Annotated in this window: 14 protein-coding genes and 1 riboswitch; of the genes, 6 read left to right on the top strand and 8 right to left on the bottom strand. The window is 51.9% G+C overall.

The features are described from left to right. Positions 1-75 precede the first annotated feature (75 nt). Positions 76-702, bottom strand: coding sequence for a trimeric intracellular cation channel family protein (locus Q3A88_RS10440; protein ID WP_317177856.1), 627 nt, complete (start codon positions 700-702; stop codon positions 76-78). A gap of 21 nt (positions 703-723) precedes the next feature. Further along, positions 724-819: riboswitch (glycine riboswitch) on the bottom strand. Positions 820-1,120: 301 nt separating this feature from the next. Between Q3A88_RS10440 and xthA the strand changes: the two genes are divergently transcribed. Beyond that, entirely contained in the window at positions 1,121-1,927 is an 807-nt protein-coding gene (xthA, locus tag Q3A88_RS10435; RefSeq protein WP_014915329.1) for an exodeoxyribonuclease III, read from the top strand. A gap of 118 nt (positions 1,928-2,045) precedes the next feature. On the opposite strand, the gene Q3A88_RS10430 is transcribed toward xthA, so the two are convergent. From Q3A88_RS10430 to Q3A88_RS10420, 3 genes are all read right to left on the bottom strand, one after another. Further along, positions 2,046-2,336: a YnjH family protein gene (locus tag Q3A88_RS10430; protein ID WP_014915328.1), complete on the bottom strand. Its 291-nt coding sequence runs from the start codon at positions 2,334-2,336 to the stop codon at positions 2,046-2,048. After that, the gene (locus tag Q3A88_RS10425; protein WP_039464120.1) at positions 2,333-4,258 is read right to left on the bottom strand and encodes a DNA topoisomerase III; all 1,926 of its coding nucleotides are present in this window, start codon (positions 4,256-4,258) and stop codon (positions 2,333-2,335) included. The genes Q3A88_RS10430 and Q3A88_RS10425 overlap by 4 nt, the downstream gene beginning before the upstream one ends. A 96-nt stretch (positions 4,259-4,354) precedes the next feature. After that, positions 4,355-4,906, bottom strand: a complete 552-nt coding sequence (locus Q3A88_RS10420) for an NAD(P)H nitroreductase (RefSeq protein ID WP_110162922.1) — start codon at positions 4,904-4,906, stop codon at positions 4,355-4,357. Positions 4,907-5,174: 268 nt separating this feature from the next. On the opposite strand from Q3A88_RS10420, the gene sppA reads away from it, so the two are divergent. The 3 genes from sppA (at position 5,175) to pncA (ending at position 8,944) form a co-directional block, all read left to right on the top strand. Beyond that, a complete protein-coding gene (sppA, locus tag Q3A88_RS10415; RefSeq protein ID WP_039286598.1) occupies positions 5,175-7,025 on the top strand; it encodes a signal peptide peptidase SppA in 1,851 nt (616 codons plus the stop codon). A gap of 233 nt (positions 7,026-7,258) precedes the next feature. Further along, complete coding sequence (gene ansA, locus Q3A88_RS10410; RefSeq protein WP_039500890.1) at positions 7,259-8,278, top strand: asparaginase; 1,020 nt, start codon at positions 7,259-7,261, stop codon at positions 8,276-8,278. Between the two features lie 18 nt (positions 8,279-8,296). Further along, the gene (gene pncA / locus Q3A88_RS10405; RefSeq protein ID WP_014915323.1) at positions 8,297-8,944 is read left to right on the top strand and encodes a bifunctional nicotinamidase/pyrazinamidase; all 648 of its coding nucleotides are present in this window, start codon (positions 8,297-8,299) and stop codon (positions 8,942-8,944) included. A gap of 51 nt (positions 8,945-8,995) precedes the next feature. On the opposite strand, the gene Q3A88_RS10400 is transcribed toward pncA, so the two are convergent. Continuing rightward, entirely contained in the window at positions 8,996-9,274 is a 279-nt protein-coding gene (locus Q3A88_RS10400; RefSeq protein WP_010275380.1) for a YeaC family protein, read from the bottom strand. Positions 9,275-9,410: 136 nt separating this feature from the next. Beyond that, on the bottom strand, positions 9,411-9,830 hold the full coding sequence (gene msrB, locus Q3A88_RS10395) for a peptide-methionine (R)-S-oxide reductase MsrB (RefSeq protein ID WP_029367374.1): 420 nt from the start codon (positions 9,828-9,830) through the stop codon (positions 9,411-9,413). A gap of 344 nt (positions 9,831-10,174) precedes the next feature. Between msrB and gapA the strand changes: the two genes are divergently transcribed. Both gapA and Q3A88_RS10385 read left to right on the top strand, forming a co-directional pair. Then, positions 10,175-11,170: a glyceraldehyde-3-phosphate dehydrogenase gene (gene gapA, locus Q3A88_RS10390; RefSeq protein ID WP_010295247.1), complete on the top strand. Its 996-nt coding sequence runs from the start codon at positions 10,175-10,177 to the stop codon at positions 11,168-11,170. A gap of 107 nt (positions 11,171-11,277) precedes the next feature. Then, positions 11,278-12,147 (top strand): D-hexose-6-phosphate mutarotase, encoded by an 870-nt coding sequence (locus tag Q3A88_RS10385; protein ID WP_317177855.1) that lies wholly within the window; start codon positions 11,278-11,280, stop codon positions 12,145-12,147. Between the two features lie 193 nt (positions 12,148-12,340). Here Q3A88_RS10385 and Q3A88_RS10380 read toward each other — a convergent pair whose 3' ends face one another. Together Q3A88_RS10380 and Q3A88_RS10375 are read right to left on the bottom strand one after the other, a co-directional pair. Next, entirely contained in the window at positions 12,341-13,192 is an 852-nt protein-coding gene (locus Q3A88_RS10380; protein ID WP_317177854.1) for an aldo/keto reductase, read from the bottom strand. Between the two features lie 158 nt (positions 13,193-13,350). Beyond that, positions 13,351-14,100: a MipA/OmpV family protein gene (locus Q3A88_RS10375; RefSeq protein ID WP_039277523.1), complete on the bottom strand. Its 750-nt coding sequence runs from the start codon at positions 14,098-14,100 to the stop codon at positions 13,351-13,353. Positions 14,101-14,460 lie beyond the last annotated feature (360 nt).

Raw genomic sequence — 14,460 nt, 5'->3', positions numbered from 1 at the left:
GCAACGCGCAGCGTTATTTCCCCACCGTCACTCGCACCAATATCAGCGCGCTATATAGAATGGGGAAAAATAGCCTTATGCCTTCCCTTTCCAGTGCCCAGGAACATAAGAGAACACGGGAAGCTGCCACGACCAGCGGATTGCTGCAAGACGCACAGCCAAACCAATGCTGAATGACGCCAGGAGGTTAATATCGTGATTAACGTTAAGCGACTTTAGCCCAAGATAAAGAAGTGCGACTAAAAGTGAGACGCTGGCGTACAGCTCTTTTTTCAGCACCATGGGCGTACGATTACAGAAAATATCACGCAATATTCCACCGAAAATTCCGGTTACGATACCCGCCATAACCACCACCGTCGTTGAATAATTCAGTTGCAGTGCGACGTTGCAGCCAATAACCGTAAAGGCTATCAGCCCCATCGCATCCAGCACCAGAAAGAGCCGGTGCAGATGATGCATGAAGCGCGCAATGATAATCGTGAAAAGACCTGCACCAATGGTGAGATAGATATAGCCGGGATGCTGCGTCCAGCCGATGGGATAATTACCAAGAAGAATATCGCGAACGGTGCCACCGCCAAGCGCGGTGATGAAGGCAATCATGCCTACGCCAAAAATATCCATATTACGACGTCCGGCGGCCAGCGCCCCGGACATCCCCTCTGCCGTAATCGCGATCAGATAGATGTAAGTCAGCACACAAGTTATCCTGTGAAATGTGCCACTCCCTCTGTCCGCTTTACCTGAGAGTTTACGCAGCAGTGCTGCTTGCCCCTTCGGTGGGTTGCGTTGCAACCTCTCTCCAGTTGGCTTCAATGGAATTCGCAGTTAGGGTAGCCTGAGCGATTATGGGAGTTTGCGCCTTCGGCGGAGCGCCATAGTATTATTGATACTATACGCCCTCTCTCCTGCGAGGTGCGGAGTATAACGGTCGACAAGCCTCGTGTTCAACTGAATATAAGTGAATCTTATTTTTAACGATTCTCATCTGCGCCAACCGTCTCTGAAACCACAGCAATAAGCCCAGCAACGCCGTTAGAAAGCGCAGCCTCACCGTGACGGCATCCCTCATTTTCTGCTACCATCTGGTCACATTTTTTAGCGAATGGCAGCGAACATGAAAGTTGTATCTTTTAATATCAATGGCCTGCGGGCGCGCCCTCATCAGTTGGCCGCCATTATCGAACAGCACCAGCCGGATGTGATCGGGTTGCAGGAAACCAAAGTCCACGATGACATGTTTCCGTTAGAGGATGTCAGCCAATACGGCTACCACGTTTATTACCACGGACAAAAAGGTCACTACGGCGTCGCGCTGCTGTGTAAAACGCAGCCCATTGCGGTTCGTCGCGGTTTCCCAACGGATGAAGACGATGCACAGCGCCGGATCATCATGGCGGATTTTGCCACCGAGCACGGCACGCTTACGGTCGTTAACGGGTATTTCCCACAGGGAGAAAGCCGCGATCATCCGGTGAAATTCCCCGCGAAGACGCGCTTTTATCAGGATCTACAAACCTATCTGGAACAGCACCACAGCGCGACACAACCGCTGATTGTGATGGGTGATGTCAATATTAGCCCTACCGATCTGGATATCGGCATCGGCGAAGAGAACCGTAAGCGCTGGTTGCGTACGGGTAAATGTTCTTTCCTGCCGGAAGAGCGTGAATGGATGGCGCGTTTGCAAGGCTGGGGGCTTATCGACACCTTCCGTGCCGCGAATCCAGACAGCAACGATCGTTTTTCGTGGTTTGACTACCGTTCTGCCGGGTTCGATGACAACCGCGGCCTGCGTATTGACCTGATTCTCGCTAGTAAAGTTCTGGCTGAACGCTGCATTGCCACTGGTATTGATTACGATATTCGAGGGATGGAAAAACCGTCCGACCATGCACCGATCTGGGCACAGTTCTCGTTGTAGAAGCTTTCGCTGTAAAAGAGATCGTACGAAGTAAAAATAACATCACCGCTGTGCATCAAAGCCACAGCGGTGATTAAAATTAGCAGAAATAGTAGTCGTAGTGCTTTTTAACGCACGGTTATTGCTTAACCAACTGCCATATCAGGTTATTCGTTCCCAGCGTTTGCTTGTCCCGCACGCATTGCAGAATCACCCCTTCGACCTTTAGCACCGCGCCTTCAGAATAGTTCCGGTTTTCATACACGCAGCAGCGCAGACAGCTATTATTTTGCTCCCGCACCGTCGTCCCTGCCCCCCACACTTCCGGTGGCACGGGAACCACAATGTCCGTTCCGCCACGATTAGCCTGCGCCAGCGTGGGCAGCACCAGCATCACACTCGCGAAACACAAAGACACTAACGATTTCATTGCTCCTGCTCCTTCGTTTTTTTAGTCTGAGGCTTACGCCGTTTTGAAGCACCTGACGGCGGTGCAGAAAGCCCTTTAAACGCTCTCACCGCACCGTTCTGTTTCGCTTGCTGAATCAGCTCCTGTAAGGAGTGGGTCAACGGCTGCATAAAATCCTGATAGCGACATTTCTTCTCACTGATTTGCGTCAACGTGGCTTCCCAATGTGCTGTCATGTCAGGATGCGCCGCGCTGGCAGGCAGTGAGTGAATCAACGCCCGCCCCGCTTCACTCGCGTGAATATAGCGGGCTTTCTTAAACAGAAATGTCCGTTTAAACAATAACTCGATAATACCCGCGCGCGTCGCTTCAGTTCCTAACCCATCGGTCGCCCGCAGGATTTTCTTCAGTTCTTTATCCTGCACAAAACGCGCGATGCCCGTCATCGCCGATAACAGCGTGGCATCGGTAAACGGCCGCGGCGGCTGTGTTTGGCGCTCAACGACCTCGCCGCGTTCACACAGTAACTCATCACCTTTTGCCACCACGGGCAACGGCATGCCTTCGTTTTCTTCGTCTCGCTCTTTACCGCCTAACAGCGTGCGCCACCCGGCTTCAGCCAGGAACCGCGCTTTGGCAATAAACTTACCCCCCGCGATATCCAGTTCAATGACGCACTTGCGAAACACGGCGTCCGGGCAGAACTGCATAATGTACTGCCGCGCGACCAGACCATACACCTTGCGCTCATTCTCCGTCAGCGAGGCACTTGCACTGCGGGCGGTGGGAATAATCGCGTGGTGAGCATCGACCTTACCATCGTCCCAGCAACGGTTACGTCGATCCACATCCATTACCGGCTGTGGCAACAGATCGGGCTGGTGTACGGATATCGCATTCAAGACGGCATGACGCCCGGCAAAATGCTCCTCTGGCAGGTAGCGGCAGTCAGAACGCGGGTACGTAATCAGCTTATGGGTTTCATAGAGCTTCTGGCACACGTCCAGCACCTGCTGCGCGCTAAGCCCGAAACGCTTCGCGGCTTCGATCTGTAACGTCGATAGCGAGTAAGGCAACGGCGCGGTTTCTGATTCCCGTTTATCATTATAGCTGGTAACAATCGCAGGCTGGCCTTCGATACGCTTGACGACATGTTCCGCCAACGAGCGATGCAGCAATCGCCCTTCTTCATCCTGATAAGGTTCACAGGACTCGCTGGGCTGCCATAGCGCGACAAAACGCTCATCGGCAGGCGTCACGATATGGGCTTTCACTTCAAAGTAATCTTTGGAAACGAAGTTTTCTATCTCTTCATCTCGTCGCACCACCAGCCCCAGCACCGGCGTCTGTACGCGGCCAACCGACAGCACGCCGTCATAGCCCGCATTGCGCCCTAATATCGTATAGGCACGGGTCATGTTAATGCCGTAGAGCCAATCTGCACGGGAACGCGCCAGCGCCGATACGCACAAAGGGATGAACTCTCGGTTCTCACGAAGACGAGAAACGGCACGTTCTACCGCCTGTGGATTGAGATCGTTAACCAGGCAACGGCGTACCTGCTGGCGTTTTTCTTCCGGCAGAGAAAGATATTCCAGCACCTCATCCACCAGCAGTTGTCCTTCACGATCGGGGTCTCCCGCGTGAATCACTTCGGTGGCATCATTCAGGAGCTTTTTTATGGTGTTGAGCTGCTTACTGACCGAGGGCCGCGGCTGCAACAGCCATTTCTGAGGAATGATAGGGAGATCGGCAAGCGACCAGCGGGCATAGCGCGCATCATAAACATCCGGCTGCGCCTGCTCCAGCAGGTGCCCCACGCACCACGTCACAACATCATTCTGGCCGCAGGCAATAAAGCCATCGCCGCGTCGATGCGGTTTGGGTAACACGTCTGCAATCGCCCGCGCGAGGCTGGGCTTTTCGGCAATAAAAAGTCGCATTATTCACCATCAAGCAGACTGGGCATTTCCCGCGTAACTCGCGGGAAAGCACGCTGTAAAACGGGGTGGAAATCGATATTATTCAAGAGATGACGATCAGAAGTAATGAACAAACGCGTCGGTATCAAGCGGCGTGACCGTCGTCGATGCTTTAAGCACCGGCGTCCCCAGATAGAGGAAACCGACAATTTCATCCTGTTCACGGCAGTCGAACGCTTCACGCACCAGCGAATTGTGCGTCCAGGCACCGCTACGCCAGATACCGTTAAAACCCTGCGCCAATGCCGCCATCTGCATGGCCTGAACCGCACAGCCTGCGGAGACAATTTGCTCCCAAAGCGGGACTTTCGGGTTCTCTTCGCAATGCGCAACAACGGTGATAATCAGCGGTGCACGATAAGGCGCCTGACGCGCTTTATCGATACCGGCTTCGTCCAACCCTTCCTGCTGCGCCGCACGGGTCAGTAGCGAACTAAAACGATCCAGACCGTCATTTTCGATCATAAAAAAGCGCCACGGCTGCATGGCACCATGATCCGGCGCACGCATACCGGCGTGGATAATGTTATTCAATGCGTCACCCGTCGGTGCTGGCGCGGTCAGGCGCGAGGCCGAACGACGATTCAATAGCAATTCAAGAGCATCCATCGCACATCTCCTGTCTGGCAATATAATTTCTGCGGTACAACCCACTTCTACGGTAGAAACGACTGTACGGCAACGTTGCGCGCCACGTTAGCACAAGTAGAAGTTTTGTTACAAGATAACCCCGACAGGGTGCGCTTCTGCGGCGATTTAATGCTGACTTTTTACTGTCCGCTCATTAGGATACTATCACTCCTTGTGCTTCATCACTTGCCAGAGGGCGAGTTGAAGGACGTAGGGCACACGCTGTTTACCCGTTCATGGAGATATCATGCGCACATTGTGGCGAATTTTTAGCGGATTTTTTAAGTGGACATGGCGTCTGCTTAATTTTATCAGAGAATTTATTCTCAATATTTTCCTTATTGCTCTGATTTTAGTTGGTGTTGGGATCTACTCACAGGTAAAAACGACGCCGGAAGAGGCCACGAAGGGTGCGCTGCTGGTCGATCTGACGGGCGTGGTTGTTGATCAACCCACCGTTAACAATAAACTGCGTCAATTAGGACGTGAATTCTTCGGCGCATCGAATAACCGTCGCCAGGAGAACTCACTGTTCGATATTGTCGACAGTATTCGTCAGGCAAAGAGTGACGACAACATCACAGGAATGGTGCTGGATCTCAGCGACTTTACCGGTGCCGACCAACCGTCTCTGCAGTACATCGGCAAGGCACTGCGCGAATTTCGCGATAGCGGTAAGCCTATTTATGCGGTCGGCGACAGCTACAACCAGTCTCAATACTATTTGGCCAGTTTTGCCAATACGGTGTCATTGACGCCACAAGGCAGCGTTGATCTACACGGTTTCGCGACCAACAATCTCTACTTCAAGTCCATGTTGGACAAGCTGAAAGTGACCACCAATATCTTCCGCGTGGGAACCTATAAGTCAGCCGTTGAACCATATCTGCGTGACGATATGTCGCCTGCTGCGCGCGATGCCGATGGCCGTTGGATCAATGCGCTGTGGCAGCAGTATTTAAATACCGTTTCCGCTAACCGCCAGATTACGCCTCAGCAGCTCTTCCCGGGTGCGACCAACATCATTGCAGGCTTGCAGGCCGTTCAGGGCGATACCGCACGCTATGCGCTGGATAACAAGCTGGTCGATGAAGTGGCATCACGTTCCGTGACCGAGCAATCGCTGGTTAAAGCGTTCGGCTGGAATAGCCAGAAGAACAACTTTAATTTCATCAGCATTTATGACTACACCATCAAACCGCCGGTACAAAATAACAACCAGATCGCGGTTGTATTTGCCAATGGCGCCATCATTGATGGCCCGGAAACACCGGGAATGGTCGGTGGTGATACCACGGCGGCACAAATCCGCGCCGCTCGCCTCGATCCTAAAGTCAAAGCGCTGGTACTGCGCGTCAATAGCCCTGGCGGTAGCGTCACCGCGTCGGAGCTTATTCGCTCAGAACTGATGGCGCTACGTTTGGCAGGTAAACCGATCGTGGTCTCCATGGGCGGCATGGCGGCATCGGGCGGCTACTGGATCTCAACGCCAGCAAACGCAATCATCTCCAGCGCCAGTACGCTGACAGGTTCTATCGGTATTTTTGGCGTGATTACCACGTTCGAAGATTCGCTGGAAAACCTTGGCGTCCACACGGATGGCGTAGCTACCTCGCCACTGGCCGATCTGTCGATCACGAAATCACTGCCACCTGAATTCTCGCAGATGATGCAGTTAAGTATCGAACGCGGTTATAAGAACTTCATTGATATCGTGGCGCAGGCGCGTAAGAAAACGCCTGAGCAAATCGATCAGATCGCGCAAGGTCACGTCTGGATCGGTAGCGACGCGAAAGAAAATGGTTTGGTCGATCAGATCGGTGATTTTGATGATGCCGTGAAGAAAGCGGCTGAGCTGGCAAAACTGGGACAGTATCAGTTGAACTGGTATGCCGAGCAGCCGGGTCTGCTGGACACGATGCTGAATCAGGTGAACGCCTCCGTGTACGCCCTGCTGCCCGTTGCTGTCCAGTCTATGCTGCCAGCACCGGTCGCACAGCTTGCGGAAGCCATGCGGTCACAGCCGTCCATCATGAATAACCTGAACGACCCGCAGAACCGGTACGCATTTTGCCTCACCTGCGGAGAAGTCCGGTAGCGTTTACAGTAGCCGCCAATATGTACCCTAAATAATTCGAGTTGCGTGAAGGCGGCAAGAGAAGGCATCCCGATGAGCTTACTCAGGTAAGTGATTCGGGTGACTGAACGCTGCCAACGCACAAGCAGCTTGAAGTATGACGGGTATAGCCCAGTAATAGTCATTGCTTATGATAGTATTATCGGGCTGTTTTTCCCTCTATAATTCTCGGTTTAATCCTGACTCACACCACCATGCGAAAGAAATCCATTTATGTCGCCTATACGGGCGGCACCATCGGCATGCAGCGCTCTGCTAATGGCTATGTTCCGGTATCCGGTCATTTACAACAGCAGTTGGCAAAAATGCCGGAATTCCATCGCGAAGAGATGCCGTCGTTCACGATTCATGAATATGATCCGCTGATCGACTCGTCTGATATGACGCCAGCGGATTGGCAATCCATCGCGGACGATATTCAAAACCATTACGATGACTACGACGGTTTCGTGATTTTGCATGGTACTGACACGATGGCGTTCACCGCCTCCGCGCTCTCGTTTATGCTGGAAAATCTTGCCAAGCCGGTTATCGTGACAGGGTCACAAATTCCGTTAGCGGAATTGCGTTCGGACGGTCAGACCAACCTGCTGAACGCGCTGTACGTTGCGGCTAATCATCCGATTAATGAAGTTGCCCTCTTCTTCAATAACAAACTGCTGCGCGGCAACCGCACCACCAAAGCTCACGCGGATGGCTTTGATGCCTTCGCCTCCCCCAACTATCCGCCGCTGCTGGAAGCCGGTATCCATATTCGTCGGCTGGCACCGACCGTGGAATGTAACAACTGTCCGCCACTGAAAGTGCATCACATTACGCCACAGCCTATCGGGGTGATTACGATTTACCCCGGCATTTCTGCCGATGTCATCAGCAATTTCCTCCGTCAGCCGGTGAAAGCGCTTATCCTGCGTTCCTACGGCGTTGGCAACGCGCCGCAAAGCCCCGGGCTGCTGCACGAATTACGTGAAGCCTCCGCACGCGGTATTGTGGTCGTCAACCTGACGCAGTGCATTTCTGGACGCGTCAACATGGGCGGCTATGCGACGGGCAATGCGCTGGCGCATGCGGGCGTTATCAGTGGCTTTGATATGACCGTCGAAGCCGCATTGACCAAACTGCATTACTTACTGAGCCAGCAGGACCTAAGCGCCGATGACATTCGCCAATTAATGCAGCAGAACCTGCATGGGGAATTGAGCGATAAAGACTGAGTTAATCACGGAGTCGTAATGAAGAAAGCATTGCTATTAGTTGATCTGCAAAATGATTTTTGTCCCGACGGTGCATTGGCTGTTAACGAAGGCGACCGCGTCATTGAGGTGGCTAACCGCGCTATTGAAGCCTGCGTAGCCGCTGGCGTTCCAGTGATTGCCAGTCAGGATTGGCACCCCGCGAATCACGGCAGTTTTGCTGTTAATGCGCATACCAAGGTCGGAGAACTCGGTGAGTTAAACGGATGGCCGCAGATCTGGTGGCCCATTCACTGCGTACAGGGAACAACTGGCGCTGATTTTCATCCAGCACTGAATCAGTCAGCGATTCAGTGGATCGTACAAAAAGGGACTCAGCCGGAGATCGATAGCTATAGCGCTTTTTTCGATAACGGACATCGGGTGAAAACCGAATTGGATGCGTGGCTACACGCCAACCAGATCACCCATTTGATTATCCTGGGGCTGGCGACCGATTATTGCGTCAAGTTCAGCGTGCTGGATGCGATTGCGCTGGGCTATCACACCGAAGTCTTGGTGGATGGCTGTCGTGGCGTGAATCTTTCGCCTGATGACAGCGAATCTGCGTTACGGGAAATGGCACAGCGTGGGGCGATACTGACAGATATGACGCAGTTTCTTGCTGCGTTGTCTGCCGCGCACTAGCGCTACTGACAACCGGAATAGCGGCAGCCGTTGCGGCTGCCTGCTTCTGTTTTACGCGTCGGGTTTTAGCGTAATAATAGCGTCAGCGATGTTAAACTCGCGCTTCAGCTCCTGCTTGCTCTTCATCACGATTTCGCCATCAGTGCCAATCGTCATGTGCTCAGCCTGTTCGTTATGGCGAGCCTGCCACATCATCACCATTTGCAGGCAGTTTTCTTTCTGTTCAGCCGTCAACGCGACACCGTCTGGCCATTTGCCCAACTCCACCGCCGTGACTAACCGTTGGTAAATTTCTGGCGTCATGGCGTCGATCAGATCATTGAGTTCCATATCCGGTTTCTGCTCCGAGAAAGATCAGGTTTATTCTTATTAGGTTTCTGTGCTGTACTAACAGCGTTTTTAGTAGCTGAATCGTTTAAAGCAAGCTATCATCTCGCTTATCGCGGTCGCACCTATCGCAAACAGATTACCCGTCAACGCGTTCGCCATCAACGTCGTCGATGAAACTCAGTGAAGCCGAATTCACGCAGTAACGCTCGCCCGTGGTTTTCGGGCCATCAGGGAAAACGTGCCCCAGGTGCGCATCACACTGCCCACAGCGGATTTCGATACGGCGCATATTGTGTGAATCATCTTCCAGATAGCGAATCGCCTCTGAAGATACGGGCTGATCGAAGCTCGGCCAGCCACAGCCGGAGTCGTATTTGCTGTCGGAATAAAACAGCGGAGCCTGGCAGCACAGGCAGTGATAAGCGCCAGTACGCTTGTTATGCAGCAATTTGCCTGAAAACGCAGGTTCCGTACCACGTTGCTGGGTGACATAGCGCTGCATCTCTGTCAATTCAGTATTGTCGGATGGGGTACGCGAAGCAGAGTCGTTAGTCATAGGAAGTCTCACGGCGGGTGTTATCAATTCAATTAATCATTGATTATAACAAAAAATTAACAACCTAACAGGCTGTTCTGACCTAATATTAGGAATGTTATTAGCATCAATATTTAATTGTGACACACATCACATATTGAGATCACACAGGCTTTATATGATGCATTTCACCCTCATATCAGGCTTAGATGTTACTTAGTTACAGGGTCGAGCGGTTTTCGCACAAAGTTTGGTCATAGGTTTGACTTACAGCAACTATTGACACGATTCCGCTTGACGCTCAGCAAGGTTTTTGTAATTTTACAACCAACCTTTTATTCACAAACCAATAGCTGGTGGAATATATGACTATCAAAGTAGGTATCAACGGTTTTGGCCGTATCGGCCGTATTGTTTTCCGCGCTGCGCAAGAACGTTCTGACATCGAGATCGTTGCAATCAACGACCTGTTAGATGCTGATTACATGGCGTACATGCTGAAGTACGACTCAACTCATGGTCGTTTCAACGGCACCGTTGAAGTTAAAGATGGCCACCTGGTTGTTAACGGCAAAACCATTCGTGTTACCGCAGAGCGCGATCCTGCAAACCTGAAGTGGAACGAAGTCAACGTAGACGTTGTTGCTGAAGCAACTGGCCTGTTCCTGACTGACGACACTGCACGTAAACACATCGCTGCTGGTGCGAAGAAAGTCGTTCTGACTGGTCCATCTAAAGATGATACCCCAATGTTCGTTATGGGCGTAAACCACAAAACTTACGCTGGTCAGGAAATCGTTTCTAACGCATCTTGCACCACCAACTGCCTGGCTCCACTGGCAAAAGTTATCAACGACAACTTCGGTATCGTTGAAGCACTGATGACCACCGTTCACGCAACCACTGCAACGCAGAAAACGGTTGATGGCCCGTCTCACAAAGACTGGCGCGGCGGCCGCGGCGCAGCACAGAACATCATCCCATCTTCTACCGGTGCTGCTAAAGCAGTAGGTAAAGTGATTCCTGAGCTGAACGGCAAACTGACTGGTATGGCGTTCCGCGTTCCTACCCCGAACGTTTCTGTTGTTGACCTGACTGCACGTCTGGAAAAACCTGCTTCTTACAAAGAAATTTGTGCAGCAATCAAAGCCGCTTCTGAAGGCGAGCTGAAAGGCGTTCTGGGCTACACCGAAGACGAAGTAGTTTCTACCGATTTCAACGGTGAAAAACTGACTTCCGTATTCGATGCTAAAGCGGGTATCGCTCTGAGCGACAACTTTGTGAAACTGGTTTCCTGGTACGATAACGAAACTGGTTACTCAAACAAAGTTCTGGATCTGATCGCTCACATCTCTAAATAAGCGTCAGCGATGATTCTGTGAAAAAAGGGCGACGTGATGTCGCCCTTTTTTATTGTTTATTGCAGATTTCTTTTTACCACGAAAAACAATCAAAAAAAGGCACTATCATGCATAACACAATGTTCTCACTCCCCGTCACGAAGCAAATTAGCGCCACCCTCACCCAACGTCAGTTGGACCAATTACCCATCATTGTCGTTGATCACCCTGAAGTGCGCGCGGCAGTCGCATTACAAGGTGCGCACCTGCTCAGCTGGCAGCCAACAAACGAAGAGCCGGTGCTCTGGCTAAGCGACAATACGCCTTTTACTCATCACGTTGCTATTCGCGGCGGTGTTCCAATCTGTTTCCCTTGGTTTGGCCCTTTCGCCGATCCTAATCACGGTTTTGCCCGTCTGCTGCCGTGGGAATTTACCGCCCACAGCGAAGATGAACACGGCGTACAGCTCACGTTCACGCTGCAGGATAATGAAGAAACGCGCAAGAGCTGGCCGCATGCGTTCACGCTCATCGCCCGCTTCAAGCTGGGCAAGGAATGTGGCATTGAACTGGAAGCGCATGGTGATTACAGCATTACCAGCGCGCTGCATACCTATTTCAATATCGGCGATATCAGCAATATCCGCATTGCTGGCCTGGGTGAGTCTTTCATTGATAAAGTGGATCAGGGCAAGCTGGCAACGCAGCAAGGCGATCTGGTCTTTACCGACCGTACAGACCGCATTTATACCCAGCCGCAGGACACCAGTGTGGTACATGACGCAGTGCTGAAACGTACTATCGAAGTGCACCATACGCACCATAGCGATGTCGTGTCATGGAACCCCGGAGCTGAGCTCTCTCGTACGATTAGCGATATGACCGATGAGGGATATAAAACGTTCGTGTGTGTGGAAACTGCGCGCATTAATCAACCGTTTGTCGCCTCCGTCAACGCGCCAGCGCGTCTGGCAACGGTTATCCGCATCAAGAAATAACCACCGCCACTACATATACCCTAAATAATTCGAGTTGCAGGAAGGCGGCAACCGCACGAATCCCCAGGAGCTTACACAAGTAAGTGACTGGGGTGAGTAAGAGAAGCCAACGCACATGCGGCTTGAAGTATGACGGGTATATCGCCATACACCCGATTCTGCAAATACTTTTCCGCAAATCCTTTCGCTTCTGCTACACCACATCCAGATGCTGTTTGCGCGTCGGCGGTGGAAAGGCCTGATCGAGCTGTGCGATATCTTCCTTCGATAGCACCACGTCCAGCGCTTTCGCATTTTCCTGAACATGCTTCACAGAGCTGGCTTTAGGAATCGCGATCACGCCCGGTTGACGAATTGCCCACGCCAGCAGTAGTTGAGCAGGCGTGATGCTCTGTTCGCGTGCAATGTGGTTCACTACCGGATGCGAGAATAACCCATCACGCAAGCGCCCTGCCTGCGCCAGCGGACAATACGCCATTACCGGAAGCTGCTGTTGCTGACACCACGGTAACAAATCAAACTCAATACCGCGCGATGCCAGATGGTAAAGCACCTGATTGGTCATGCAGCGCTGTCCGCCGTTTAGCGACCAGAGCTCCTGCATATCCTCAAGATCGAGATTGGAGACGCCCCACTGGCCGATTTTTCCCGCCTGCTGTAATCGCTCCATCGCCGCAATCGTATCCACTAACGGGATGCCACCGCGCCAATGTAGCAGATACAGGTCAATGCGCTCGGTTTGCAGTCGCTTCAGGCTGCGTTCACACGCCTGTATCGCCTTTTCGCCTCCCGCATTGTGCGGATAGACTTTCGACACCAGATAAACGCTATCACGGCGGCCACGTATCGCTTCACCGACGACGACCTCCGCCCTGCCTTCTGCATACATTTCGGCCGTATCAATCAGCGTTAACCCAAGGTCGATACCCGTTTGCAGCGCCGTCACTTCCTGCGCTTTCATTCGGGCATCTTCGCCCATGTACCACGTTCCCTGACCGATCGCCGGTACGCGGGTGTCATCTGGAAAACGAATCGCTTTTGTCACGCGTTTCTCCCTTGCCTGCCGTCAACGTAACGGGTTTGCCGTCAACCTAACATGGCGTTTGGCGCACCATAAATGTGCAAATGGGGTGATATCACCCCATTATTGTACGGCAGATGCACTATGCTTACGAAGAGCATTAAAAGCGCTCACGAAAAGCATCAGAAGCGATAGCTGACGCCTGCACTCATTAAGATGCTGTGGTTACTATCAACAATCGGGCTGTCTTTCATTTCGTCAGACAGGCGCGTGTAACGGCCCACGGCCCAGGCGCTCCAGCTTTCGTTAATCTGATAACCCGCACTCAGTTCAAGATACGGAGCCCAGCCATCACCAGGGCTGTATTGGTTAAAGCCAGAACGGGCGGACTCCTGTGCGCTAACGCCGTAGTAATACTGGTTCATGTTTTCACTAAACCAGGTCGCACCAATACCTGGGGTGATGCTCAGATCGCCCATTGAGAAACGGTAAAGGTAAGCGGTATCCCACGCGAAGCCGTTGCTGTAATCCAGCGTATCCCCTGCCAGCACGGTACGAATTTCACCCCAGTCGGCAGTATGACGATAAGCCGCACCCGCCATCAGCGTACCGCGGCGTTTGTCCAACTGCTTCATACGCAGATCGTCGCTATCTCCCGGCTTAAACCCTAAAGGCAGGTAATAGGCCGTTAAAGAGAAACGATTTGCGCCGTCATTCCACAGGTAATATCCACCACCCAGCCCGCGGAAATAAAAATTTTCACTTTCATAATTCAGTACAGGAAGCGGATAAACGTCATTATCAACACCACGGTACACGGACGTTGAACCCGCAGCGCCAAGGCCCAGAGAGACATCTGCGGCATAGGCTGAAGGCAGGAGCACAGCACCAGAAACCAGTGCGGCCAGCATACATAGTTGAGGTTTTTTCACAGTTTTCTATTTCCTATTACAGATAAATATCATGAAACATGATAAGCCAATTACACACGTTCGCGTTCAGGTTATATAAAAATAACATTAACGAATAACCTATATATTCGATAGGTTTTACGTGCGCTAACGTCGGTAATAGGCCGTGTCCTTAAGGCTCAACGCCCATTCTCTATAATGTTACACGGATTTTCCTGAAAGTGAGTCCTTGAAATATCTTAAAAATACGTCTGTGGACTAAATAGCTTCGCCAAATAGTAGATCACTCGAAGGGAACTCAGTCCGAGTTATGCGATCTGATCAATCGCCAAACCAAACAAATCACCAACCGGACTGAGCGATGCCGATCATAGCAGCAAT

It is taken from the genome of Pectobacterium sp. HCp5_1, from assembly GCF_032905925.1.
Lineage (GTDB): Bacteria > Pseudomonadota > Gammaproteobacteria > Enterobacterales > Enterobacteriaceae > Pectobacterium > Pectobacterium brasiliense_A.
This window is presented reverse-complemented; position numbering and strand designations above follow the sequence as displayed.